Source organism: Streptomyces sp. NPDC057616 (assembly GCF_042800575.1).
Taxonomy (GTDB): domain Bacteria; phylum Actinomycetota; class Actinomycetes; order Streptomycetales; family Streptomycetaceae; genus Streptomyces.
In genome coordinates, this window is record NZ_JBHVGU010000007.1 from 244,260 (window position 1) to 267,511 (window position 23,252).

Here is a 23,252-nt window from a genome sequence, read left to right on the forward strand (position 1 = left end):
ACCTCAAGTCGACTTGAAGTGGCACGGTGTCATCCCGGCCGGACGGACGCAACGAGAAGGAGACGATCATGGATGCCACACCTGGGACCTACGGCGACCGCTGGAACGGGCCGGGCGGGCATGCCTGGGTCGACCTGCAGCCGGTGCTGGACGGCATGTTCCGGCACCTCGTGCCGTACCTCACCGAAGCCGTGCCCGCCGAGCAGCCCCGACGTGTGCTCGACGTGGGCTGCGGCACCGGCGGCGTCACCCTGGCCGTCGCCAGACGCCTCGGCCCGGCGGGGCACTCCGTCGGCGTCGACATCTCCGAACCGCTGGTCGCGGCGGCCGGCGAGCGCGCCGAGCGGGAGGGCGTGCCGGCGTCGTTCATCCACGCGGACGCGCAGGACCATCCGTTCGAGCCGGCCGTCTTCGACGCCGTCGTCTCGCGCTTCGGTGTCATGTTCTTCGGCGACTCCGTCGAGGCGTTCGGGAATCTCCGGCGGGCCGCGACGGACGACGCCCGGCTCCGGCTCGTCGTCTGGCGCGACGCAGAGGAGAACCCGTTCATGACGACGGCCGAACGCGCCGCCGCGCCGCTGGTCGACGTCCCGCCCCGCAGCGCCGGGCAGCCGGGGCAGTTCGCGTTCGCGGACCGGGACAAGGTCGGCCGCATCCTGGCGGAGAGCGGCTGGTCCGGGATCGACATCCGGCCGGCAGACGTGGAGTGCGTGCTGCCCGAGGCCGAACTCGAGAACTACTTCACCCGGCTGGGACCGCTGAGCCAGGTCCTGGGCGACATGGAGGAGGGGCCGCGCCGCGAGGTCGTGGACACGGTCCGCGCCGCGTTCGACACCTTCGTGCACGGCGCCGACGTCCGCTTCACGGCGGCCGTCTGGGTCGTCGACGCCAGGGCGTCGGCCGGCTCGGCCGCACCCTGAGGCAGCCTTGTCGCCCACGGCCGGGAACAGGGCCCGGCCGCGAAACTTTTCGTTGATCCACAAGGCCTTCCCCCGGCCCCGGAGACGGGCGCATAGTGAGGACTCCGTTGTCCAGGGTGAGGAAGAAGATGACGCGCAAGAAGGCCCTGATCGTCCGCGGCGGATGGGAGGGACACCGCCCGGTCGAGGCGACGGAGCTGTTCCTGCCCTTCCTCGACAAGAACGGTTTCACCGTACGGATCGAGGAGTCGACCGAGGTCTACGCCGACGCCGCCGAGATGGCCGGCACGGACCTCGTGGTGCAGTGCGTCTCGATGTCGGAGATCACCGCCGGGCAGTTGTCGGGGCTGGCCTCGGCGGTCGAGGCCGGTACCGGGTTCACCGGCTGGCACGGCGGCATCGTCGACTCCTTCCGCGCCTCCTCCGACTATCTCCACCTGGTGGGCGGCCAGTTCGCGACCCACCCGGGCAAGGAGCCGTGCGAGAGGCGGGGCGAGGCGGAGGACAACTTCGTGCCGCATGTCGTCGCCGTCACCGAACGCGGCCGCGAGCACCCCGTCACCGCGGGCATCGAGGACTTCGAGCTGTGCACCGAGCAGTACTGGGTGCTGCACGACGAGCTGATCGACGTCCTCGCCACCACCACGCACCCGGCCCACCCGTGGCAGCCGTGGCACCGGCCCGTGACCGTTCCCGCGATCTGGACGCGCCGCTGGGGTGCCGGGCGGATCGTGGTGACGACTCCGGGGCACAGCCTGGACGTCCTGGAGAACCCCAACGTCCGTACGGTCATCGAGAGGGGCATGCTGTGGGCGACGCGCACCGCATCGGCGTCGTAGGACTGGGTGTCATCTCGCGGGCGTACCTGGACACGCTGGCCGGCCATCCCGCCGTACGCGTCACCGCGGTCGCCGATCTCGACGCCACGCGGTCGGCCTCCGCCGCCGGTGAACTGCCCGGCGCCGCGGCGATGACCGTCGAGGAGCTGCTGAGCAGCCCGGACGTGGACACGGTGCTGAACCTCACCGTCCCGGCCGCGCACGCCGAGATCGCCCTCGGTGCCGTCGCCCGCGGGAAGCACGTCTACGGGGAGAAGCCGCTGGCCGTGACGCTCGACGATGCGCGTGCCGTGCTGGAAGCGGCGGCGAAGGCGGGCGTCGGGGTGGGGTGCGCGCCGGACACCGTCCTCGGCACCGGGATCCAGACGGCGCGGGCGGCCGTGGAGGCGGGGGCGATCGGGCGGCCGCTGTTCGCCACGGCGGTGATGGTGACGCCGGGGCACGAGCGCTGGCATCCCCAGCCGGACTTCTACTACGTCCCCGGCGGCGGCCCCCTGTTCGACATGGGGCCGTACTACCTGGCCTCGCTGGTGCATCTGCTGGGTCCGGTGCGGTCGGTGACCGGAGCGTCGAGCCGGCTGCGGGACGAGCGGGTCGTCGGTACCGGCCCGCGCGCGGGTGAGCGGATACCGGTGCTGGTGGACAGCCATGTCTCCGGTGTGCTGGAGCATGTGAGCGGGGCCCTGACGACGATCACCACGAGTTTCGACGGCGTCGCCACCACGGCGGCGCCGATCGAGGTCCACGGCGAGACGGGGACCCTCTCGGTGCCGGATCCGAACTGGTTCGACGGCGAGGTCCGGCGCTACGAACTCGGCGGCACGCAGTGGCGCACGCTGGCGCCTTCTGCGGGATACGCCGAGGGGGCGCGGGGTGTCGGCCTGCTCGACTTCATCGCCGCCGACGCGTCGGGGACACGGGCGCCCCGGGCGAGCGGCGATCTCGCCCTGCACGTCCTGGAGACGATGACCGCCCTGCTGCGCTCGTCGTCCGAGGGCCGCCGCATCGACCTGACGACGACACCCTCGCCGCCTGCCCCGGTCCCGCTCACTCCCGCCGAGCAGTGGAGAGAAAAGCGCGGAACCGCGGCCCCCTGACCACACCGACGAGCCGACAGCCCGCGCAAGGACGCCCCTCACACCGCCTCCGTCGCCACGTCCCTGCCTCCCGGTCCTGTCGTCGGTGTCGGTCCGGAGGGGGTGGGCATGCGGATCAGGAGGAGGGCCGCGTCGTCGTGGAGGCGGCCGCCCACGTGGTCGAGGAGTTCGTCGTGGAGCGCGTCGAGCGTGCGGGACGGGTCGTCGCAGACATGGCGGGCCAGTCCCTCGTCGAGTGGATAGAACTCGCGGCCGCCGTCGCGGGCCTCGGTGACCCCGTCCGTGTAGAGCAGCAGCTGGTCCCCGTCGGCGAAGGGCAGCACCTGCAGGCCCGGAGCGTGGTCGGTGAGGGCGCGCAGCCCGAGGGGTGGGGCCGGCCGCGTGGGCTCGACGGCCTCGACTTCTCCGGACGCGCCCACCAGCAGCGGCGGCGCGTGCCCGCAGTTGACCATCTCCAGCCGCCCCCGCTCGGGGTGACCGGCGACCACGGCGGTGACGAAGTCGTCGCTGCCGAGGTTGCGCGCGAGGCTCCGCTCGATCCGCTCGACGACGGCGAGGAGATCGGGCTCGTCCCAGGCGGCCTCGCGGAAGACACCGAGTACGAGCGCGGCGGTGCCCACGGCCGGCAGCCCCTTGCCCCGCACGTCGCCGACGATCATCCGCACCCCGTACGGCGTGGGGATCAGCGCGTACAGGTCGCCGCCGATCCGGGCCTCGGCCGCCGCCGCGCTGTAGCGGACGGCGACCTGGAAGGGGCCCACGGTCTGCGGCACGGGCTTGAGCAGGGCGTGCTGGGCGGTCTCCGCGACCGAGCGCACGGCCGCCAGCACCCGTTCGCGGCCGGCCCGCAGCCTGCTGGCCAGGGCGCTCGCCAGCGTCACGGCCACCAGCGCGGACAGCACGGCCGTGAGCGCCTGGTGCGGCCTGCCGTCCCAGGTGCCGAGGGCCGCGCACAGGACCACGGCGAGCAGTCCGACGCACAGGACACCGCGCGGCCCGTTGGTGGTGGCGGCCAGGGCGGGCCCCGCCGCGAGCAGCGGCAGCCAGCACGCGCCCGATCCGCCGACCAGGTCGACGAGGACGACCACGGTGACGATGAGGACGGGCAGGATGGGCGCCGTCGCCGTCAGCTGGGCGATGGCGCGGCGGCGGGCGGAGGCCCCCCGACCGGCGGCTCGGTACCCGCGCGACCATATGGGCCGGCGGCCGTCGTGACGCTGGCGGGCCTGGCTCATGTGTCTTTCGCTGTCCTCTTCTGTGTGGGCCCACAAGGGCTGGGGGCACGCTACCGAAATGCCTGTTTCCTCCAGGAAACGGCCTCGCCCTGGGCTCTCACAAGAAGTGGATTTTCAGATAGTGAGCGACAGCCCCCTGGTCACACGGTTCGCGATCGGGATCAGCCGCTCCCGGACGTCCGGCATCCGGTGCAGCCGCTCCACCGGCAGCGAGACGCCGAGGGAGCCGAGCGTCTCCCCGCTGTAGACGGGGACGGCCACGCAGACCGTGCCCAGGGAGTACTCCTCCAGGTCGGTGACGGCCGGGGCCCCGGGCGCGGAGTCCAGGCGCCGCAGCAGCTCGGGCAGGCTGGTGATCGTCCGCGGGGTGAGGTCGGCGAGCTGGTGCCGCGAGAGGTAGTCCATGCGCGCGCCCTCGTCCAGTTCCCGCAGGACGGACTTGCCGAGGGCGGTGGCGTGCCCCGCGTCCTCGAAGCCCACCCAGAGGTCGACGCGGGGTGCCCGGGCGCTGTCGACGATCTCCGCGACCCGGATCTCGCCGTCCTCGTAGAAGGTGAGGTACGCGGCGGCCCCGAGCTCGTCCCGCAGCGCGGCCAGCGTGGGGCGGACCCGGCTGAGCAGGGCCTGGCCACGGCCCGTGGCCTGCAGCGTCTGGATGCGGTCCCCGAGGACGAACCCGCCGTCGCCCAGCTTGCGCAGGTATCCGTCGTGGACCAGGGTCCGCAGCAGGTGGTAGGCCGTGGCCAGGGGCAGACCCGTCTCACGTGCCAGCAATTTCGCCGGCGCGCCGTTCTCGTGCGCGCTCACCGCCTCCAGCAGCCGGAAGGCCCGCTGGACGGACGTGATCAGCGTGGGGCCGTCGTCCGCACCCATGCCTCAAGCGTGCGGCAGGCACCCGGAGGGGGCAACGCGGGAGTGCGGTGCGCAGGTCAGGACGTACGGAGCCCGGTGCGGCCGGGGGCGGCGCAGGCGCCCGCGGCGCAGGCCGTGAGCCACCGGTCGAAGTCGGCGTCGTAGCGGGTGCCGATGCCGGTGGCGTAGACGGCGTGTCCGCCCGCGTAGTCGCCGACACGGAAGCGGGCGAGCATCCGCCGGACGTCGGCGGGGTGCCGCTCGGCCATGTACCGGACGGCCAGATAGCCCCAGGGGTAGGTGCGGGTCACGTCGCTGTTGGCGTACGTGTTCGCGAACAGCGTGCTCAGCCGGTAGGTGTGCCGGCCCGCCTCCGTGACCGCCTGCTCGTCGGTGAGGCCGCGGTAGCCGTAGGAGACGTATTCGGCCAGCCCCTCGATCCACCACACGTCGGGCACCGAGGTCTGCTGCGCGAAGTCGCCCTTCATGTCGTAGCGGGCGTCGAGGACGTGCGTGTACTCGTGGTCGAGGTTCCAGACCCGGGCCGGGAAGCCGTCGTCGGTCTCCTTCTGGTACATGATCGACAGCGGCCGGTTGGCGGGGTCGGAGGGGTCTCCCGTCAGGGTGATGCCGCCGTTGTCCGTGCTGACGCCGTAGATCGCCCCGGCGTAGGTCCGGTAGTCCGCGCGGCTGCCGAAGACGACGAGTTCGACGGTCGACAGGTACTGGCCCGGTATGGGGCGGTCGGCCTTGACCACCCTGCCGAAGTACGGGTCCTGGGCGCGCAGGCTGGCGCATACGGCGTCGAGGTCGGCGGGCGTGAGTGCCTGGGCCCTGACGGTGCGGCTCGCGTCGCAGGCGTGGGTGACCGGCAGGGCGGCGTCGGTGAGCCGGGCGGGCAGGTCGCAGATGCCGTAGTACGAGCAGTCGTCACGGTCGTAGGCGTCGGCCTGGGTGGCCACCGCCACCCACAACCCGGCGGTGGGCCCGGTGATCTCCGAGGCGTCCAGCAGTTCCTTGGCGAGGGGCCGGACCAGGTCGCGCAGGCCGGGGTGTTCGACGTAACGGGCCACGTTCATCCCGGCGTTGGCGTCCAGATGGCCCTGGTCGGTGCCGAGCAGGTCCAGGTGCGCGAGCGCGAAGGCGCGCAGGGTCCGTACGACACCCGGGTCGGCGGTGACCGCGTCGACGTAGGCGGGGTTCCAATTGCCGCGCCAGAGCGGGGTGTAGACGTCGTTCACGGCGGCGATCATGCTGCCGACGGCGTCGTAGGAGCTGTCGTAGGCGTCGAGCAGCCGCTGGTAGACGCTCAGATAGCGGGCCTGCTGGTCGGCACTGTCGGTGAGGACGACGACCTCGCCCAGGACGTCCCCGTTGGCCGCGGTGACGTCGCCGGAGTGCGCGTTGGCGAAGAAGGCGTCCAGGCCGGACGTGGTGGCACGGGCAAGGGCCGCACCGTACGGGCCGACGTCGTCCGGGTGGTTGAACTGGACGTAGTAGCCGGCCCGCAGGAACAGCACGAGCTGCCACACCCCGCGGGAGTTGTCGCCCTGGTAGCGCTGCGCCTCCTGCGTGAAGGCGGTCGCCACGGTGACCATCTGCGCCTCGCGGAAGACGCCGCCGGCATCGGTGCCGGTCACGGCGAACAGGCCGTTGACGCAGGCGGTGGTCGAGGCTTCGACGAAGGCGACGAGCGCGGAGCCGGTCCGGCCCGCGAAGTCGGCCGGGGTGCAGGAGGCCGCTCTCGACGCGTGCTTTCGTCCATGCTCCGCACTACTCACGGCAGTTGGCGTCGCGGGGCGCAGAGGCGGCAGCTGGGCCGCGGTGAGGAGGCGGTCCTGTACGGCCGGATGGTCGGCGGCGTCGGATGCACCGCCGGCGCCGGTGGTCGGGCCGGTCGGCGGGGGTGTCGCCGGCCGGGGCAGGGTCGTTGAGGTGGCGCCCTGCCGTGGCGGGGGCGCCGCGAGCACCGGCGTCGACAGCAGGCCGGTGAGGGTGGCGCAGACGGCGAGGGTGGCGGACATGCGTCCGGGCAGCGTGAAGCGGTAGCGCATCACTGGCTCCTTCACGGAGGGATGCGCCTCGATGCGGGGGGTGAGGCGCGTGGGGCACCTTCTCAGCGGCGGACCGCGCCAACAATGGAATGTGACATAGCACTGTGCGGTGACAGGCCATAACACCCCTCGCGGCCAGCGCGCCCCACCACGCCCCCGCCGTCCAGCACACCCAGCACGAGCCGGAATCGGCCTACGCGCCGCCGCCGCCCGCACGCCACGTCCGCGTGACCCAGTCCTTCAAGTGCGGGGATTTTCCCGCGAGTTCGCGGTACGCGGCGGACGCGCACTGCAACAGCGTGTCCGCCACCTCCCCGGTCACCGCGTCGCGCCGCCAGGCCAGCACGTAACGGCACCACAGCGGCGTGCCGGCCAGTGGCCTGATCACCACCTCCGGGATCGGCCGCAGCGTCGCCTGGACGACGGACACCCCCAGCCCGTCGGCGATCATCCCCTGCAACTGCAGCTGGTCACCGAGGAATTCGTGGACGGCGACGGGTGCGAAGCCGGCCGCCGCGCAGGCCGTGTGGAAGACGCCCGGCCAGCCCGCTCCGTCGTCCGGGGTCAGGAACCAGGCCTCGTCGGCCAGTTCGGCCAGCGGGATCTGCGGGCGGTGTGCCAGCGGATGGCGGGCGGGCAGCGCCACGAAGGTGGGTTCGGTGACGATGCCGCGGTGCGTCACCGCTCCGGAGTGCGTGAGTTCCCTGCCCGGGTAGTCGGCGGCGACGGCCGCGTCCACCGCGCCCTCCTCCAGGAGTTCGACGATGCATGAGGAGGCGTAGACGCTGCTCACGGCCAGTGCGACGTCCGGCAGCCGGGCCCTGACGCGCGAGACCATGCCGGACAGCACCGGGGAGTTGGTGGCCGCCACGCGCACGGTTCTGCGAGCTCGCGAGCCGTCGGCGGCCGGCCGGTGGCCGATCGCGGCGGCGCGGGACAGCACGTCGCGCGCCTGGGTCACGACCTCGACGCAGTAAGGGGTCGGCCGCACTCCGGTCGTGCCGCGCTCGAAGAGGGGCTCGCCGAAGTAGCGCTCGATCCGGCGGAGTTGGCTGCTGACGGCCGGTTGTGAGTACCCCAGGTCCGCGGCCGCCCGGCCCACGCTTCCCGCGTCGGCGATCGCGCACAGCACCCGCAGATGCCGGAGCTCCAGCTCCATCCGCCCGCTCCCCCGCCGTAGCGCTCGCGTCGAGCCCGTGTCGTTCCGCGGCCCTGGTCACGGCCGGCGGAAGGGAAGCGTTCCAGTGGGCGCTGGTGCGCACAAGACGCCGGTCGGCCACCGCCGGGTCCGGGCGGCACGCGGGGTAAAGCCGGGGTCAAAGTTGGCCGGAAAGACCTTGTGCGGCGGTGGAGTTGCGCTCGGTAGCCTGGCTCCACCGTGCGAGGCCCGCGAGTGCGTCGAAGTGAGGTCGTGTCATGCGAGCGATCGTCGTGGGGGCGGGCATCGGAGGACTCGCCTCGGCACTGAGCCTGCGGCGCGCGGGTCACGAGGTCACCCTGGTCGAGCAGACACCGCGTTTCACGGAACTGGGCGCCGGGATCCAGCTCGCGCCCAACGCCACCCGCGAACTGCGCCGGCTGGGCCTGCTCGACGCGGTCGCCGCACAGTCCGCCCATCCCGCCGCGGCGAGCTTCCGCACCTGGTCCGACGGGGCCGAGATCTGCGGGTACGCGCTGGGCCGCGAGGTCGAGGAGGAGTTCGGGGCACCGTATCTGCAGATCCACCGGGCCGATCTGCGCGACGCCCTGGCCGCCGCGGTGCCGCCGGCGCGGGTGCGGCTGAACACCCTCGTCGTGGGGATCGACCAGGACGAGAGGTCCGCGTGGGTGCGGACGGCCGGCGGCGAGCGCCTGGTGGCGGACCTGGTGGTCGCGGCGGACGGCATCCGGTCCACGGCCCGGCAGTGGCTCTTCGGCGCGGACGAGGCGGTCTTCTCCGGGACCGCGGCGTACCGGGCGCTGCTCCCGGCCGGGGAGGTGGCCGATCTGGGTCTGCCGGACACCGGTGTCTGGCTCGGCCCCGGCCGCCACGTCGTCCACTACTGGCTGCGCGGCGGTGAACTCCTCAACGTGGTCGCCGTGTTCGGCACGGACGCCGCGCAGGAGTCCTGGACCGCGCAGGCCGAACCCGGCGAGCAGCTGCGCGAGTTCGGCGGCTGGGACGCGCGCGTCCTGCGCGTCCTGGAACGCGCGGGCCAGGTCTTCCGCTACGGCATCTACACCCGTGCCCCGCTCGCACGGTGGCGCGTCGGGCGGGTGACCCTGCTGGGCGACAGCGCGCACGCGATGGTGCCCTTCCAGGCCCAGGGCGCGGCGCAGGCGATCCTGGACGCCGCGGTCCTCGGCGACTGCCTCGCGGACGCGGCACCGGACGACGTGCCCGCCGCCCTCGACCGCTACGAACGGCGGCGCCTGCCGCACGCCACGAGCATGCAGGCCAGGTCCGCCCGCGCCGGCGAGGAGTTCCACCTCCCGGACGGCCCCGACGCCCAGGAGCGCAACGCCCGCATGGCAGCGCACGCGGCCGAGCACCGGTTCATGCCCGTGGCGGCGGCCTGGGGCGAGGACGTCCTCGACGAACCCACGGGACCGTGAACTCCCGCACCGGACGCGACACTTCGGACAGAAGACGCCCAGTTCGAAGAGTCGGCTAGGGGACCCCCAGTTCGAAGAGTACGTATCCCGCGTACGAGCCCGACGCCACCGCCGTGACGGCGAGCAGGCAGCACAGCAGGGGGAGGCCGACCGTGCGCAGGCGGACGGCGAGTGGGATGAACAGGGGGAAGGCGGGGAGCAGGTAGCGGGAGACGTTGCCGAAGATCTGCTGGCTGCCGAGGACCAGGGCAAAGGTGAGGACCGTGTAGACGGTCAGCACGGAGGGCGGGCGCAGCCGGATCAGGAGCGGGATCAGCAGCAGGCCCAGGAAGATGGTCAGCACCCCTATGAGGTCCTCGACGAGGCACGGGAAGAGGTAGTCGGTGCGGCCCACGGCGAGCGACGTGAAGACGTCGAGCGTCTGCTTGCCGTAGTCGAAGGTGTGGGCCCAGGCGCCCTTCTGGAGTTCGAAGTAGCCGGTGAGGTCGCCCATGCGGTCGCCGACCCACAGGAGGTAGCCCGCCAGGCCGAGCGGCGCGATCAGGATCGCGGTCATCGGGCGGGCGACGTCCTCCTGCCGGCGGTGCAGCGTCCGCAGCCCGGCGACGGTGAGGGCGGCGACGAGCGCGAGCGCGGTCGGGCGGCTGAGTCCCGCGGCGAAGGTGAGCACGCCCGCGGTCAGCCACCGGTCGGTCAGGACGGCGTGGCAGGCCCAGACGGCGAGGGCGACGTAGAGGGACTCCGAGTAGCCGGACCACTCGGTGCCGGAACCGGGCCAGACCGCCCACAGCCCGGCCGCGGCGAGCCCCGCCCGCCGGCCGCCGAACCGGGCGGTGACGGCGTGGATGCCGAGGGCCGCGGCGAACGAGGCGAGGATCGAGACCAGCAGTCCGGCGCCGTAGAGGCCGAGGCCCGTGCAGTCGGAGACCAGCCGCATCGCCGCCGGGTAGAGCGGGAAGAACGCCGCCGAGTTGCCCTCCAGGGTGATCAGGCCCGAGGCCCCGGGGATCCGGACGAGCGCGGGGTCGTAGCCGTGGGCGGCGATCTGCTGGTACCACCAGCCGTCCCAGCTCGCCAGGACGTCCCAGGCGTGGGCGCCGCCGCCGAAACGCGGGTCCTTTCTGCGGAACTCCCCGGTGGAGTCGAGCAGTTGCAGGAAGACGGTGAAGCCGATGAGCTTCAGGACGCCGTACAGGGCCAGGACGGGGCCATAGTGGCGGAACGCGTGCCGGGCCTCCGCGAGGAGGCCGGGGAGGCGGTCCCTGCCGGTGCGCAGGATCGCGCGGGCGTCGGGGCGGGCGACCGGGTTCAGGGTGTCGTTCATGCGGCCTCGAATCCCGCCTTGCGGCGGCGGGCGGGGAACACCCAGGCGCGAAGCAGCAGAAAGCGCAGCAAGGTCGCGGCCAGGTTGGCGGCGACGAGCACCGCGATCTCGGTGGAGCGTGCCGCGCCGGGCGTCAGGCGGTGCAGCACGGCGAGCGATCCGCTGGTCAGGGCCAGCCCGACGCCGAAGACCAGCAGGCCCTTGGCGTGGTGGCGCAGCGCCCCGCCGCGACCGCGCAGCCCGAAGGTGAGGCGCCGGTTCGCGGCGGTGTTGGCGAGGGCGCACAGCAGCAGCGCGCCCGCGTTGGCGGCCTGTCCGCCGGTTGCCGGGCGCAGCGCCGCGTACAGCAGGACGTATCCGACGGTGCTGACGGCTCCCACCGCGCCGAAGCGCAGCAGCTGGCCGGCCAGCCCGCTCGGCGGCCCGTCGTCGTCGCGGCGCAGCCCGGCCGTCGGCAGTGCGCCGCGGGCCAGCGCGCGGCCGATCCTGGCGATGCCGCGCAGGTCGGCCAGGGCGGTGGACACGATGTCGACGCGGCTGTCGGGGTCGTCGACCCAGTCGACCGGCACCTCGTGGATGCGCAGCCCGGCCCGCTCGGCGATCACCAGCAGCTCCGTGTCGAAGAACCACCCGGAGTCCTGCACCAGGGGCAGCAGCCGTTCGGCGACGTCGCGCCGCACCGCCTTGAAGCCGCACTGCGCGTCGGTGAAGCCCACGGCGAGCGTGGAGCGCAACAGGGCGTTGTAGCAACGGGAGATGACCTCCCGCCGGGGTCCGCGCACCACCCGGGAGCCGCGGGCCAGCCGGGTGCCGATGGCGATGTCGGAGTGCCCGGAGATCAGCGGGGCGACCAGCGGCAGCAGCGCGGCCAGATCGGTCGACAGGTCGACGTCCAGGTAGGCCAGCACCGGCGCCCGCGAACCCGACCAGGCGGCGTGCAGCGCACGGCCGCGCCCCTTCTCGGCCAGCCTCAGCCACACCGTCTCGGACAGCTCGGCGGCCAGTCGTGCCGCGATCCGCGGGGTCGCGTCGGTGCTTGCGTTGTCCGCGACGGTGATCCGGAAGGGGTACGGGAACGTCTCGCGCAGATGCGCGTGCAGCCGCCGTACGCACCGCTCCAGGTCCGCCTGCTCGTTGAACACCGGCACGACCACGTCCAGGACGGGCTCGCGCTGGTGCGCCGACAGCGGCGTACGGAGCGGCAGTTGATCCATCAGATAGGTCACGTTCCATCCCGTTTCGGGTTCTGGCGCGGGGCATGCCGAAGGCACGCACGGCGGGGGCGCGATGCGGCTTACGAAGGGGTGTTCAGGAAGGGCGAGTCGCGGAGGCGGGCCGGGCTACCCGGGGTCGGCCGAGCCCGTCGCGGACGCCCGGACCGTCGTCGGCGTGCCCGAGGGTGTCGCCGGTGCGGTGGGCGTCCCGGTGTCACCGGGCGGTGCCGTCTCGGTGTGGGTGGGTGGCGGGGCGGAGGTCGACGCGTCCGAGGTGCCGGTCGAGGTCGGTGTCGTGGCGGGGGCGGACGGCAGCCCGGTGCTACCGGTGGGGGTCTCGGTGGCGGTCGCGCTCGGGGGCGCCGAGGTGTCCGTCGGCGAAGGGCTGGGCGACACGGGGCTCGTCGCGGGAATCGGGTGCGGCGCCTGCGGCCTGTCGTCGCCCGGGTCGTGGGGCAGCATGAAGAACCCGATGCCGAGTCCGGCGACGGCCAGGAACGAACCGGCCGCCTTCTGCGCGGTGCGGACCCGGCGGCGGGCCTGCACACCGGCCCGCAGCCGCACGCGGTCCTCCGCCTCGAAAGGGGTGTACTCCTGGGAGTCGCGCATCATCCGCGTCAGCTCCCGCTCGAAGTGATCCATCGGCTCCCCTTCACCCCACCGGCTCGATGACGTCGGACAGGATGCGGCGCAGCCGCGCCACGCCACGCGAGGCGTGCGAGCGGGCCGTGCCCACGGGGCACCCGAGCACCTCGGCGACCTGCTTCTCGGGCAGGTCCTGGTAGTACCGCAGCACCACGGCGGCCCGCTGCCGCGGCGGCAGTTGGGCCAGGGCGGACTCCAGCCGCGAGCGCTCCGCCACGGAGGCGGACATGTCGCCGGCGGCGGGCAGGTCGGGCAGCTGCTCGACCGGGCGCTCGCCCCACCAGCGCCGCCGTGCCGAGCGCGCGGCGGCCCGCGCCAGCACCTTGCGCACGTAGGCCTCGGGGGCCTCGTCGGCGATCTTGGGCCAGACGAACCAGAGCTTGACCAGGGCTTCCTGGAGCAGATCCTCGGCCCGGTGCCGATCGCCTCCCACGAGCAGACGGGCGAGGTGGAACAGCGCAGACCAGCGAGCCGCCACGAACCCGTCGAACCCCTCGGCTCGACTCTGTTCCACACGCACCGTCCCTGTTCCGACCAGCCCCCTACACCCAGGGAAAGACGTTGGGCACCCCGTCACGATGCACTTCGCCCGTGTGATCCGGGTTACATCGGACGCGGGCCGGTCGGTCCCCTCGGACGCCGGTCGGTCCCGTCGGACGCCGGCCGGTCAGTCCACGGGCCAGGTGTGCGCGGGCGCGTTGAGATGCATGTAGTCCATGTACGTCGTGGTCATCCGCCGCAACGCCTCCCAGCGGTCGGGGGTGGCGGACTTCTCCAGGTGGTGGACGGTCTCGGCCTGCCACAGGGCGCCGTTGCGGGCGGTGACGCAGCGCTGCTCGATGATGCCCAGCAGGGGTTCGCGCCAGGCCGCGTCCATGCCGGCCAGTTCCAGGCCCCGGTGGGCCTCGGGCAACAGCCGCCGCAGCACCAGCTCGGTGACCGGCACCTCGCCGCTGCCGGGCCAGTACAGCCGGGCGTCGATGCCGTCGCGGGCCGCGGCGTGCAGGTTCTCCTCGGCGACCGCGAAGGACATCCGCGTCCACACCGGCCGGTCGTCGTCGACCAGGGCGCGCGTGAGGCCGTAGTAGAAGGCGCCGTTGGCGATGATGTCGGCCACGGTGGGTCCGGCGGGCAGCACGCGGTTCTCGATGCGCAGGTGCGGTCCGCTGTCGGTGACGGCGTAGACGGGCCGGTTCCAGCGGTAGATCGTGCCGTTGTGCAGGGTCAGTTCGCCGAGTTCCGGGACGCCGCCTCCGTCGAGGGTCCGCTGCGGGTCCTCCTCGTCGCACAGCGGCAGCAGCGCCGGGAAGTAGCGCACGTTCTCCTCGAACAGGTCGAAGACGCTGGTGATCCACCGCTCCCCGAACCACACCCGGGGCCGTACGCCCTGGGCCTTGATCTCCTGGGGGCGGGTGTCCGTGGCCTGCTCGAAGAGGGGGACGCGGGTCTCCCGCCACAGCTCCCTGCCGAACAGGAAGGGGGAGTTGGCGGCCAGGGCGATCTGCACGCCCGCGACGGCCTGGGCGGCGTTCCAGTAGTCCGCGAACTCCTTGGGTGCGACCTGGAGATGGAACTGGGTGCTGGTGCAGGCGGCCTCCGGGGTGATGGCGTCGGCGTACATCGACAGGTGCTCCACGCCGTCCACCCGGATCCGCAGGTCCTCGCCGCGGGCCGCGAAGATCTGCTCGTTGAGCAGCCGGTAGCGCGGATCGCCGGACAGGGCGGTCTCCCCCACGTCGTCCTCGCCGAGGGTCGGCAGGATGCCGATCATGATCATGTGGGCGCCCAGGGCCGCCGCGCGCTCCTCGGCGTGGTTGAGGGCGTCGCGGATCGCCTGCTCCCAGGCGCCGGGGCCGCCCGCGGTCAGCTGCCGCGGCGGGATGTTGATCTCCAGGTTGAAGCGGCCCAGCTCGCTCGACCACGCGGGGTCGGCGATCGCCTGGAGCACCTCGGTGTTCCGCATGGCCGGCCGTCCGTCGCCGTCGACCAGGTTGAGCTCTATCTCCAGCCCCACCTGCGGGCGCTCGCTCTCGAAGCCGGACTCGCGCAGCATCTGCGCCAGCACGTCGAGGCACGTGTGCATCTTGTCCCGGTACCGACGGCGGTCCTCGCGCGTGAACACCAGGGCGGGTACGTCACGTCCCATGGGCCCTCCCGAGTCCCCTCGGCGGATACCTCTCGTCCCAGAGTCGCACTTCGTACGGTTCCCGGACAGTTGTCGAACGGCGGTGACCCCATGCCGCCGGCCGGACGGCACACCGATGGCGGAGAGCGACCAGTACGGTTACGGAGGGCGACCGTTTCGGCTACGTCGAGGGGGATGCTCCGCTCATCGCGGCGAGCCAGCCGTCCACCGGGCCGAGGGTGATCAATCCGCTGCCAGCTCCCGCGAGTTCACCCGCGGCAGGGGCCAGGCGGGTGTGCAGCCGGGTCAGCGTCGTGCGGTCGCCGAGTTCCAGGGCGACCGCCGCCTGGAGGCAGTACACGGCCTCCTGGAGGAGGTCGGCGGGCGGCTTTGGTGCGGCCCGCAGCAGGTCCGCGGCGTCCTCGCGGGCGCCGGCGCGCAGCCGGACGTAGGGCTCGATCCACGGGCGGTACGGGCCCCAGTCGTCGTCCGGGTCGACGTGTTCGACGGCCTGCCGCGCCGGTGTACGCCCGTCCGCCAGGCGCAGGCAGAGCCGGGCGAGGGGGGCGAGACCGCGCTCGAGACCCGGCATGCCGCAGCCGCGCAGCCCCTCCGCGGCGGCCTCGTAGACGGCCTCGGCCTCGGCGGTCCGCCCGGCGGCGGCGATACGCAGCGCGCCGTACCACCGGGTGAAGACGGCGACCAGCGGGCGCTCATGGCGCTCGGCGAGCCGGTCCGCGGCGGCGGCGTGCCCGTCCGCCGCCGGGAAGTCGCCGATCGCGCTGCGGGCCTGCATGCGGATGAGGCGGCCGAGCACCTCGAAGTTCTCCAGGCCGTGCCGTGCGGCCAGTTCGACCAGTCGCGCGCCGATGGTGTCGCGCCGGGCCGCGAGCCCGGTGCGGGTGCAGGACTGCATGAACGCGCCGTTGAGGGCGAACGCCAGCAGCGTGGGGTCGTCCAGGCGGCGGGCGATGTCCTCCGCCTCGCGCGCGGCCTGCGGACCGCGCGGGGAACGGGTGCCGCGCATCTCCAGCGCGACGGTGGCCAGCAGCCGGCCGCGTGCCGCCGCGTGCGCGGCGTCCTGGGGCAGCGCGGCCAGGGTGCGCTCGGTGGCCGCGACGATCTGCCGCGCCTGGCCGGGATCGTCACTGCGGGTCCAGATGGCGGGGACGTCGTAGGCACCGATCACCCGGGCGGTCAGGGCCGGGTCCCCGAACTCCTCCGCGGCGGTGACGGCCGCGAGGCGGTGCTCCTGGGCCGCCCGCAGGCCGCCGCCTCCGGTCACCGCGAGGTTGCGGACCAGCTGGACGGTGGACTCCAGCCGGGCCCGGGCGCCGGCCGCGACCGTACGGTCGTAGTCCGCCGCCACCTGGGTCCACAGGCGCGCCGCCGCGTCCGGCGGTCCCGCCGGTTCGGCCAGGCGCGGGTCCTGCGTGAGGATGTCCGCCTCCAGGCGCCGCAACCCGGGCCCGGGGTCCACGCCCAGCTCCTCGGCCAGCATGGTGCGGGCCCGGCGCAGCACGGCGAGGGCGTCCGCCTGGCGGCCGGTGCGGTACAGCGCGAGGGCCAGCAGCCGCCAGCCCTCCTCACGCCAGGGGTGTTCGGCCACATGGGCGTGCAGGCCGGCCACGGCCTCGTCCGCAGGGCCCAACTCCAGCCGGGCCCGGGCCCGTTGCTCCACCGCGCCCAGCCGCAGCTCGGCCAGGCGGGAACGCTCGGCGCGGGCCCAGTGCTCGTGCGCGAACTCGGCGTAGGCGGGGCCCCGCCACAACTCCAGCGCCCCGTCGAGAAGTTGGAGGGCTCGCTCCGGCGGGAGCACGGCCGCGTCGGTGACGGCCGCCTCGAACCGCCAGGCGTCCACGCCGTCCGGCGCGGTGCGCAGCGCGTATCCGGGGCCCTCCGTCACCAGCAGGCGGGCCGGTGCGCGGGCCGGGCGGTCCGGTTCCAGGGCGCGGCGCAGATCGGCGACGAAGGTCTGCACCGCCCCGGCGGAGCCCGCTCCGGGCTCGTCCCACAGGTCCGCGACGAGGCGGGCGACCGGCACCACGCGCCGGCGCGCCGTGATCAGCCGGGCCAGCACCGCCCGGTGCCGCGGGCCCTTCAGCGGCAGCGCGTCACCGGTGCCGTCCCAGGCCGTCACCGGCCCGAGCACACCGAAGGTGATCGGCTCCATCCTCACCTCCCGCGCCTGCCTCGTCCGCCACAGTACGTTCTGGTCGGATGCACAGTACGTGCTGATCGGATGCTGATTCGCGCGCGGGACGCTCGTCGTGTCCGCCCGCCGGCGGGCGCCCTCCGCACCGACGAAAGCAGCGCACCGTGATGTTCCAGCAGCACTCCGTGACACCGGCCGGGCACGGCCCGGCCTCCGCCGAACCTGCCGCACCCTGCGCGAGCGCGACCCCCGTCGTCCCCGGATTCGAGCACCGCCGCGTCCAGGTCGCCGACGGGGTCGCGCTGCACGCCGCCGTAGGCGGCTCGGGCAGCCCCATCGTGCTGCTGCACGGCTTCCCGCAGACCCACCTGATGTGGCGGCACGTCGCCGCCGACCTCGCGGCCGACCACACCGTGATCTGCCCCGACCTGCGCGGCTACGGCGCCAGCGACAAGCCGGCCGACCCCGACGGGACCGCCTACAGCAAGCGCACCATGGCCGCCGACGTCGTGGAGCTCGCCCGCGCGCTCGGCCACGAGCGGTTCGCGCTGGCCGGGCACGACCGCGGCGCCCTGGTCGCCTTCCGCGCCGGGCTCGACCACCCCGCCGCCGTCACACACCTGGCCTGCCTGGACGTGCTCCCCACGCAGGACATGTGGGAGGTGATGCACGGCGTGGACGCGGCGGTGGGCTTCCACCTCTACCTGATGGCCCAGCCGCCGGGCCTGCCCGAGCGGATGATCGCCGCCGAGCCCGATCTCTTCTTCGGCCACTTCCTGGACCTGTGGGGCGGTGACCGCGCGGCGATCCCGCCCGCCGTGCGCGCCGCTTATCTGGACGCCTGCCGCGCGGCGGTGCCGTCGGTCGTCGCCGACTACCGGGCCTCCGCCGGGATCGACCTGGAGCACGACCGGGCCGACCGCGCGGCGGGCAACGTGCTGACGATGCCGGTGACCGTGCTCCAGCAGGACTGGGGCGCCGCCCTCGGCTTCGACGCCCGCGCGCTGTGGTCGGCGTGGGCACCGCAACTGGCCCACCGCACCGTCGACTTCGGCCACTTCATGGCCGAGGAGGCGCCCGAGCGGGTCGCCGGCGAGCTCAGGAAGCTGCTCGCGCGCTGAGCCCGGTCCGGGCACGAGGGCGAAAAACGTTACAGGCGCAGCCGGGGTAGACTGACGTCGCCTTTGAGGACCACGTCGTGCCTGGTCGCACGGCTGCCACAGCGAGGGGGGTGGACGCCATTCCGGCTCGCCCCGCCCGCATCCAGGACGTCGCAGCCGCCGCCGGCGTCTCGGTGTCGACGGTCTCGAACGTGCTCAACCGTCCCGAGCGCGTCAACGCCCGCACCGCCGAGCGGGTCCGCGACGCGGTCGCGGCGCTCGACTACGTGCCGCATCCGGGCGCCGCCGGACTGCGCACCGGCCACTCGTCCTCGATCGGCCTGGTCCTGCCCGACGTCACCAACTCCTTCTACGCGCGCATCGCCAGGGGTGCCGCCGACGCGGCGTACGACCACGGCTATTCGCTCGTGCTGTGCCACAGCGGGGACGCTCCGGAGCGCGAGCAGGGCTACTTCACCATGCTGGTCGAGCAGCGGGCGGTCGGCGCCGTGGTCGTGCCGCTCAGCGCCGACCCCACCCGGCTGACCCGGCTGCGCGAGCGCGGCATCCCGCTGGTCCTGGCGGACCGCGCGATGCCGGCACAGGAGGGCTGCTCGGTCTCCGTCGACGACGTCGGCGGCGGCCGGATCGCCCTGCAGCACCTGCTGGACTGCGGAGCGCGCGACATCCTCGTGGTGAACGGCGAACGTTCGATACGCCAGTGCGCCGACCGCTACCAGGGCGCCCGCCAGGCCGTGCGCAGCCGGCGCTCGGCACGGCTGGGCCAGCTGGTCGCCGAGGAGATGACGGTGGCGTACGGCCTGGAGATCGCCCGCGGTCTGGAGGACCTGCCCGACGGGGTGTTCTGCACGAATGACTTCCTCGCCGCCGGGCTGTGCCGCGGCCTGGCCGAGCGCGAGGTGAAGGTCCCCGAGGACGTACAGGTGGTGGGCTACGGCGACCTGGACATCGCGAGCTTCGTCGGTACGACCCTCACCACGGTCCGCCAGCCCGTCGAGGACCTCGGCAGGGCCGCCGTGGAGATGCTGCTCGACGAGGTGGAGGCCCGCGCCGAACACACCCATGAGACAAGGGTGTTCGCGCCGGACCTGGTCCTGCGGGACTCCACCCGGTCACTGCCCGGCGTCTGAGTCCCGTACCTGGAGTGTCACCGGTCCCAGCAGCCCGGAGGCCTGCTGGTGCGGGAACGCCCAGGCGGTCGGGGTGGCTTCGGCGAGATACGGCGCCAGGGTGTTGTGGACGGTCACCTCGATCCGCACGGTGCGTCCGGCGGTACCCGGCAGTTCGAAGCGGTACGGGGCGCAGAAGGCCTCGCCGGCCGGTGCGCCGTCGACGGCGACCGCGACACTGCCGTGCACGCGCCCCAGGTCGAGCACGGGATCCGGGCCGTCGGGCACCTCCACGTCCCGCGCGTAGGTCACACCGCCGCTCCAGCCGCCCAGTCCCAGCGACCGCCACTCCCCCAGCGGCAGCGGCGCGGGGGCGGTGCGGACGCGTACGGGTCCGCGCCAGGCGCAGCCGCCTCGCAGGACGGCCGTGGGCGCGGTGACGACCGCGATCTCCGTGGGCTCCGGCAGGGGTTGATTAAGTGTCAGCACCTGTCCGTCGAGCGGTCGTTCGGCGCCTTCCGCGATCCTCACCCGTGCGGGAAGCTCCAGCGGCAGGTCGAGGGAGACGGTGCCGGGCGGGACGGTGAAACGGAAGTGCTGCGCGCTCTCGCGGACGTCGTCGGTGGAGCGCAGCGGCAGGACGGGAGAGCCGAGCGCGGGAGCGCCGGCCAGCCATGCGGTGCCGGGCAGCGGGTGCGGCCGTACGGCGGCGTGGCAGTGCTGCAGCTCCCCCCACCGGCCCTCGTGTTCGACCGTGCGTCCGCGCCACTCCCCCGTCGCTGCCTGCCAGCCTGCGCCGCTGACGAGCGCGGTCACCTCGGACTCCGTGGATGCCACGAGGTCGACGTACACCGCGTCCCGTGCGCGGGCGCCGTCGGCCACGACGTCGAGGACGTGCTCGCCCGCCGGGAGGGTCAGTTCGTGCCGGAAGAACATCGGCACCGCGCCCCAGTCGGACTCGTAGTACTCGACCTTCTCCTGCCGTGCCACCACGGCGCCGTCCAGCAGCACGGTGACCCCGGCCGCGGCACCCACGACGAGCACTGCTCGTGCGTCCCCGTCCGCGACGTCCAGCCGCCCCTGGTAGCTCACGCCGCCGTCCGGCCGTACGCCGTCGGGCAGACGCATGAACCGGGGGCGTGGCACGAATCCGTCCGGGCCGGTCAGGCAGAAGTAACTGCCCAGCGGCGCATGGTCCTTGGCCGAGATGGCGGACGGGCGGTCCTCGGTGTCGGACAGCTCGTACTCGAGGATGTTGTACGGCCGCTCCACCTCGACCCGGGCGGTCGCCAGGTAGCCGGTGCCGGTGGCGCACCGCTCGCCGTTCCACCACACGCGCTTGGCCGCCTCGGCACCGACGTGCAGATCGGCGGGTCCGCGATGGCCGGTCTCGACGACGGCACGGACCCGGGCGACGGTTCCGGGGCCCGGCACCGGGACCCGGACGAACTCCTCGGCCACCAGCCCCTTGTTGCCCAGGAGTCCTTCGGGGTCCGGGGTGCCGCGGCTCGACGAGAACAGCGCCACGGTCCAGCTCTCGTCCCAGGGGGTCAGGGGCAGCTCCCCGGCCAGGACGCGGGCGGCGGCCGCGCGGTCCAGCGGGTCGGGGGCCTTCGCGGCGGGCAGCGGCGGCAGGACGCGCACCCGGTTGCCGTACGTAGCCCGTGTCTGCTGCCAGTCGGCGCCGGGGGCGGCGGACTCGGTCCAGCGCATGGTCCAGATCTGCGGCTCGTCGACGGAGGTTCCGGCGGGGAGCGCGAGGTCGCCCCAGGTGTTGTCCATCGTGGGGACCAGGCGCCCCTCCCAGCCGGCCGACAGGTCGAACGCACGGGCTGGTGCGGCGAGTTGGGCAGGCGGCGGGGGCGGCGGGGTGCCTTCGCGCCAGACGAGGAGGGCGGCGGGGGCGCCGTCCAGCGGCACCTCGACGGTCGATACGCCGTCGGCGACGGTGACGCGCGCGGGGCGCCGGGTGCCGGTCGCCGGGTTCCAGACCTCGGCCTCGGCCACCGGGGCGCGCACGGTGACGGACCTGACGCGGGCGTAGCGCGCGGCGTCGATGGTGTGGCGGCCCTTGGGCGGGTGGGTGCGGGCGTCCGGGAAGGCGCCGGTGACCAGGGCGATCGCCGTCTCTCCCTGCCGCCTGACGAGGAGCGGCACGTCGCCGGTCGCGTAGCCGGCGGCGTCGGCCACGGCGAGGGCCGCGGCCTCCGCGTCGCCCGCGCGCTCCAGCCTCGGGTGCGCGCTCAGCGCCGCCACGACGGAGTCGTCCCCGGCGCGTCCGGCCGCGGTCGCGGGCGGGCGGCCCACCGCCACCACCCGGCCGCCCGCGTCGAGCAGCTCGGTCAGCCGGCGTGCCGTGTCCTCCTCCAGGACGCTCGCCGAGGGCAGCAGCACGGCGGTGTAGGCCAGGTCCCCGATCCGCAGGGCGCCTTCGCCCGCCCTGGCGCGCTGCACCGAGGCGTCGTCGACGATGTCGAAGGAGACGCCGCGCCGGTCCAGGCAACCGGCGTGCGGGCGCAGCCAGTTGTTGACGCCGCACAGGTCCAGGTAGTGCCGCTGCGTCTCGTCGACGTCGGCGTGGGCCTCGCCGAGGCGGCCGTCGCCGAAGTGCTTGACGGGGGCGTCGAGCGGGATGAGGGCCTGCATGGTGGTGGTGGGGTGCAGGACCGCCACGCCGGCGCTGTAGGTACCCCAGGACATCAGGGAGCAGATCCGGGCGACGGCGCGCGAGAAGGCCGGGTACTGCCGCCAGTAGGGCTGCCGCCAGTCGGTGGAGGGCGGCGCCCACTCGAACCAGCCGCCCGCGGTGCCGAAGTAACTGGCGTGCGGGTTGTAGAGGTTGGCGCCGCTGCGCAGGAACGGCAGGAGCCAGTCGTAGGTGTCCTCCAGGGTGCCGCCCCAGCCGGAGGAGTGGAACGCCTCGATCCAGACCCGCTCGTGCCCGTAGAGGTGGGCCATGGAGGAGTGGACCTTGGAGTCGCCGTGATGGTCGCTGCCCGCGGCGCCGTACCAGCGGTGGGTGCGGAAGTAGTCCGAGTAGATCTGGGTGGACTGGGCCGGGAAGCCCGAGCGCGCGGGATGGCTCTGGTCGCAGCCCAGGAGCATGCCGCGCTCCTCGTGCCAGGCGGCGAGCGGCCTGAACAGGGCCTCTTCGGTGAGTTCGGCGCGGACCGCGTAGTAGTCGGCGCGGATCTCCGGCGCCGCGGAGGTGCCGCCGAAGAGGGCGGGCAGGTGGTCCAGGAGGTCGTAGCCGCGGCGGGCGAGGAACTCCCCGGGGAGGCGGTGGCTCCAGGCGTTGGTGCCGGGCAGCTCGTCCTGGAAGCTGCCCGCGATGACGTTGCCGAGGAACGCGGGAACGCGGCGGTCGAACTCGTGGTGGACGGCGTCCATCAACAGGCGGACGGCGTCCGGGTCCTGGTAGTCGAAGGCCGTGGGGACGGCGGTGACGACGTCGACCTCGCTGCCGTCGGCCGTCTCGATGCGGGCACCGGTGACGGGCAGGCGCCGGCCGTCCCTGGTGTACGCGCCCACGAGCGTCTCCGAACTCGCGTTCCCCGCCGTGCCGTTGGCGATCGTCGCTCTGCGGGAGCGCAGGGCGAGCCCCGTGGCCTCGGGGTGCCGGCGGGTGACGCCGCCCTGGACGTTGGCGCCGGAGAACCCGATCTGGTCGTAGAACCACAGGCGGGTGCCCAGGTCCAGGGCGATCTCGCAGGCGTCGGTGAAGCGTGCCCACCACTCCTCGCCGAACCAGGCCGGTTCGTCGGCCCGGGCGCCGAAACTCGGGCCGGCGGGCGCCAGGTTGATCACGACGAGGTTGTGGATGCCGCCCTCGGCGAACCGGCGCATCTGCCAGGCGAGCCGCTCGCGGGTGACCCTCGCACCCGACCACCACCACAGCGGGGTGGGGCCGAAGTCCCGGGGCGGGTCGTCGAACAGCTGCTGCAGCGCGGAGGAGATCACGAACACG

At 73.7% G+C, this 23,252-nt stretch carries 17 protein-coding genes; 6 read left to right on the plus strand and 11 right to left on the minus strand.

Annotation, left to right across the window (positions count from 1 at the left end):
- The first annotated feature begins 68 nt into the window (after positions 1-68).
- From ACFU97_RS11410 to ACFU97_RS11420, 3 genes are all read left to right on the plus strand, one after another.
- Entirely contained in the window at positions 69-920 is an 852-nt protein-coding gene (locus ACFU97_RS11410; protein WP_384254035.1) for a class I SAM-dependent methyltransferase, read from the plus strand.
- Positions 921-1,048: 128 nt separating this feature from the next.
- Entirely contained in the window at positions 1,049-1,759 is a 711-nt protein-coding gene (locus tag ACFU97_RS11415; RefSeq protein WP_384254037.1) for a ThuA domain-containing protein, read from the plus strand.
- The gene (locus tag ACFU97_RS11420) at positions 1,729-2,856 is read left to right on the plus strand and encodes a Gfo/Idh/MocA family protein (protein WP_384254040.1); all 1,128 of its coding nucleotides are present in this window, start codon (positions 1,729-1,731) and stop codon (positions 2,854-2,856) included. The genes ACFU97_RS11415 and ACFU97_RS11420 overlap by 31 nt, the downstream gene beginning before the upstream one ends.
- A 38-nt stretch (positions 2,857-2,894) precedes the next feature.
- Here the strand turns inward: ACFU97_RS11420 and ACFU97_RS11425 are convergent, their stop codons facing one another.
- From ACFU97_RS11425 to ACFU97_RS11440, 4 genes are all read right to left on the minus strand, one after another.
- A complete protein-coding gene (locus tag ACFU97_RS11425) occupies positions 2,895-4,091 on the minus strand; it encodes a PP2C family protein-serine/threonine phosphatase (RefSeq protein ID WP_384254042.1) in 1,197 nt (398 codons plus the stop codon).
- Between the two features lie 114 nt (positions 4,092-4,205).
- Positions 4,206-4,964 carry an IclR family transcriptional regulator gene (locus ACFU97_RS11430; protein ID WP_384254045.1) on the minus strand — a complete coding sequence of 253 codons (759 nt, stop codon included), beginning with the start codon at positions 4,962-4,964 and terminating at the stop codon, positions 4,206-4,208.
- 56 nt (positions 4,965-5,020) lie between these two features.
- Positions 5,021-6,997 (minus strand): collagenase, encoded by a 1,977-nt coding sequence (locus ACFU97_RS11435; RefSeq protein WP_384254047.1) that lies wholly within the window; start codon positions 6,995-6,997, stop codon positions 5,021-5,023.
- 193 nt (positions 6,998-7,190) lie between these two features.
- Positions 7,191-8,156 (minus strand): LysR family transcriptional regulator, encoded by a 966-nt coding sequence (locus ACFU97_RS11440; RefSeq protein WP_384254049.1) that lies wholly within the window; start codon positions 8,154-8,156, stop codon positions 7,191-7,193.
- Between the two features lie 257 nt (positions 8,157-8,413).
- Between ACFU97_RS11440 and ACFU97_RS11445 the strand changes: the two genes are divergently transcribed.
- Positions 8,414-9,592, plus strand: a complete 1,179-nt coding sequence (locus tag ACFU97_RS11445) for an FAD-dependent monooxygenase (protein ID WP_384254052.1) — start codon at positions 8,414-8,416, stop codon at positions 9,590-9,592.
- Positions 9,593-9,647: 55 nt separating this feature from the next.
- Here ACFU97_RS11445 and ACFU97_RS11450 read toward each other — a convergent pair whose 3' ends face one another.
- The 6 genes from ACFU97_RS11450 to ACFU97_RS11475 form a co-directional block, all read right to left on the minus strand.
- Positions 9,648-10,916 (minus strand): hypothetical protein, encoded by a 1,269-nt coding sequence (locus ACFU97_RS11450; protein ID WP_384254054.1) that lies wholly within the window; start codon positions 10,914-10,916, stop codon positions 9,648-9,650.
- The gene (locus ACFU97_RS11455; protein ID WP_384254154.1) at positions 10,913-12,130 is read right to left on the minus strand and encodes a glycosyltransferase; all 1,218 of its coding nucleotides are present in this window, start codon (positions 12,128-12,130) and stop codon (positions 10,913-10,915) included. Before ACFU97_RS11455 ends, ACFU97_RS11450 begins: the two co-directional genes overlap by 4 nt.
- Before the next feature lie 126 nt (positions 12,131-12,256).
- Positions 12,257-12,772, minus strand: a complete 516-nt coding sequence (locus ACFU97_RS11460) for a hypothetical protein (protein WP_384254056.1) — start codon at positions 12,770-12,772, stop codon at positions 12,257-12,259.
- A 10-nt stretch (positions 12,773-12,782) separates the two neighbouring features.
- Entirely contained in the window at positions 12,783-13,289 is a 507-nt protein-coding gene (locus ACFU97_RS11465; protein WP_384254059.1) for a SigE family RNA polymerase sigma factor, read from the minus strand.
- A gap of 153 nt (positions 13,290-13,442) precedes the next feature.
- Positions 13,443-14,921, minus strand: a complete 1,479-nt coding sequence (locus ACFU97_RS11470; protein WP_384254061.1) for a glutamate--cysteine ligase — start codon at positions 14,919-14,921, stop codon at positions 13,443-13,445.
- Between the two features lie 160 nt (positions 14,922-15,081).
- Positions 15,082-17,073, minus strand: coding sequence for a BTAD domain-containing putative transcriptional regulator (locus ACFU97_RS11475; protein ID WP_384254064.1), 1,992 nt, complete (start codon positions 17,071-17,073; stop codon positions 15,082-15,084).
- Between the two features lie 149 nt (positions 17,074-17,222).
- Here ACFU97_RS11475 and ACFU97_RS11480 point away from each other — a divergent pair, with 149 nt between their 5' ends.
- Entirely contained in the window at positions 17,223-18,176 is a 954-nt protein-coding gene (locus ACFU97_RS11480) for an alpha/beta fold hydrolase (protein ID WP_384254066.1), read from the plus strand.
- A gap of 110 nt (positions 18,177-18,286) precedes the next feature.
- Positions 18,287-19,306, plus strand: a complete 1,020-nt coding sequence (locus ACFU97_RS11485; protein WP_384254069.1) for a LacI family DNA-binding transcriptional regulator — start codon at positions 18,287-18,289, stop codon at positions 19,304-19,306.
- Here ACFU97_RS11485 and ACFU97_RS11490 read toward each other — a convergent pair.
- Positions 19,289-23,245 carry a glycosyl hydrolase gene (locus ACFU97_RS11490; RefSeq protein WP_384254071.1) on the minus strand — a complete coding sequence of 1,319 codons (3,957 nt, stop codon included), beginning with the start codon at positions 23,243-23,245 and terminating at the stop codon, positions 19,289-19,291. The genes ACFU97_RS11485 and ACFU97_RS11490 overlap by 18 nt on opposite strands.
- Positions 23,246-23,252: the final 7 nt, after the last annotated feature.

Coding starts and splice junctions, on each gene's coding strand:
- ACFU97_RS11445 (WP_384254052.1), top strand. CDS start 8,414: ATGCGAGCGATCGTCGTGGGGGCGGGCATCGGAGGACTCGCCTCGGCA.
- ACFU97_RS11460 (WP_384254056.1), bottom strand. CDS start 12,772: ATGGATCACTTCGAGCGGGAGCTGACGCGGATGATGCGCGACTCCCAG.
- ACFU97_RS11470 (WP_384254061.1), bottom strand. CDS start 14,921: ATGGGACGTGACGTACCCGCCCTGGTGTTCACGCGCGAGGACCGCCGT.
- ACFU97_RS11435 (WP_384254047.1), bottom strand. CDS start 6,997: ATGCGCTACCGCTTCACGCTGCCCGGACGCATGTCCGCCACCCTCGCC.
- ACFU97_RS11430 (WP_384254045.1), bottom strand. CDS start 4,964: ATGGGTGCGGACGACGGCCCCACGCTGATCACGTCCGTCCAGCGGGCC.
- ACFU97_RS11450 (WP_384254054.1), bottom strand. CDS start 10,916: ATGAACGACACCCTGAACCCGGTCGCCCGCCCCGACGCCCGCGCGATC.
- ACFU97_RS11455 (WP_384254154.1), bottom strand. CDS start 12,130: ATGGATCAACTGCCGCTCCGTACGCCGCTGTCGGCGCACCAGCGCGAG.
- ACFU97_RS11415 (WP_384254037.1), top strand. CDS start 1,049: ATGACGCGCAAGAAGGCCCTGATCGTCCGCGGCGGATGGGAGGGACAC.
- ACFU97_RS11410 (WP_384254035.1), top strand. CDS start 69: ATGGATGCCACACCTGGGACCTACGGCGACCGCTGGAACGGGCCGGGC.
- ACFU97_RS11425 (WP_384254042.1), bottom strand. CDS start 4,091: ATGAGCCAGGCCCGCCAGCGTCACGACGGCCGCCGGCCCATATGGTCG.
- ACFU97_RS11475 (WP_384254064.1), bottom strand. CDS start 17,073: ATGGAGCCGATCACCTTCGGTGTGCTCGGGCCGGTGACGGCCTGGGAC.
- ACFU97_RS11480 (WP_384254066.1), top strand. CDS start 17,223: ATGTTCCAGCAGCACTCCGTGACACCGGCCGGGCACGGCCCGGCCTCC.
- ACFU97_RS11440 (WP_384254049.1), bottom strand. CDS start 8,156: ATGGAGCTGGAGCTCCGGCATCTGCGGGTGCTGTGCGCGATCGCCGAC.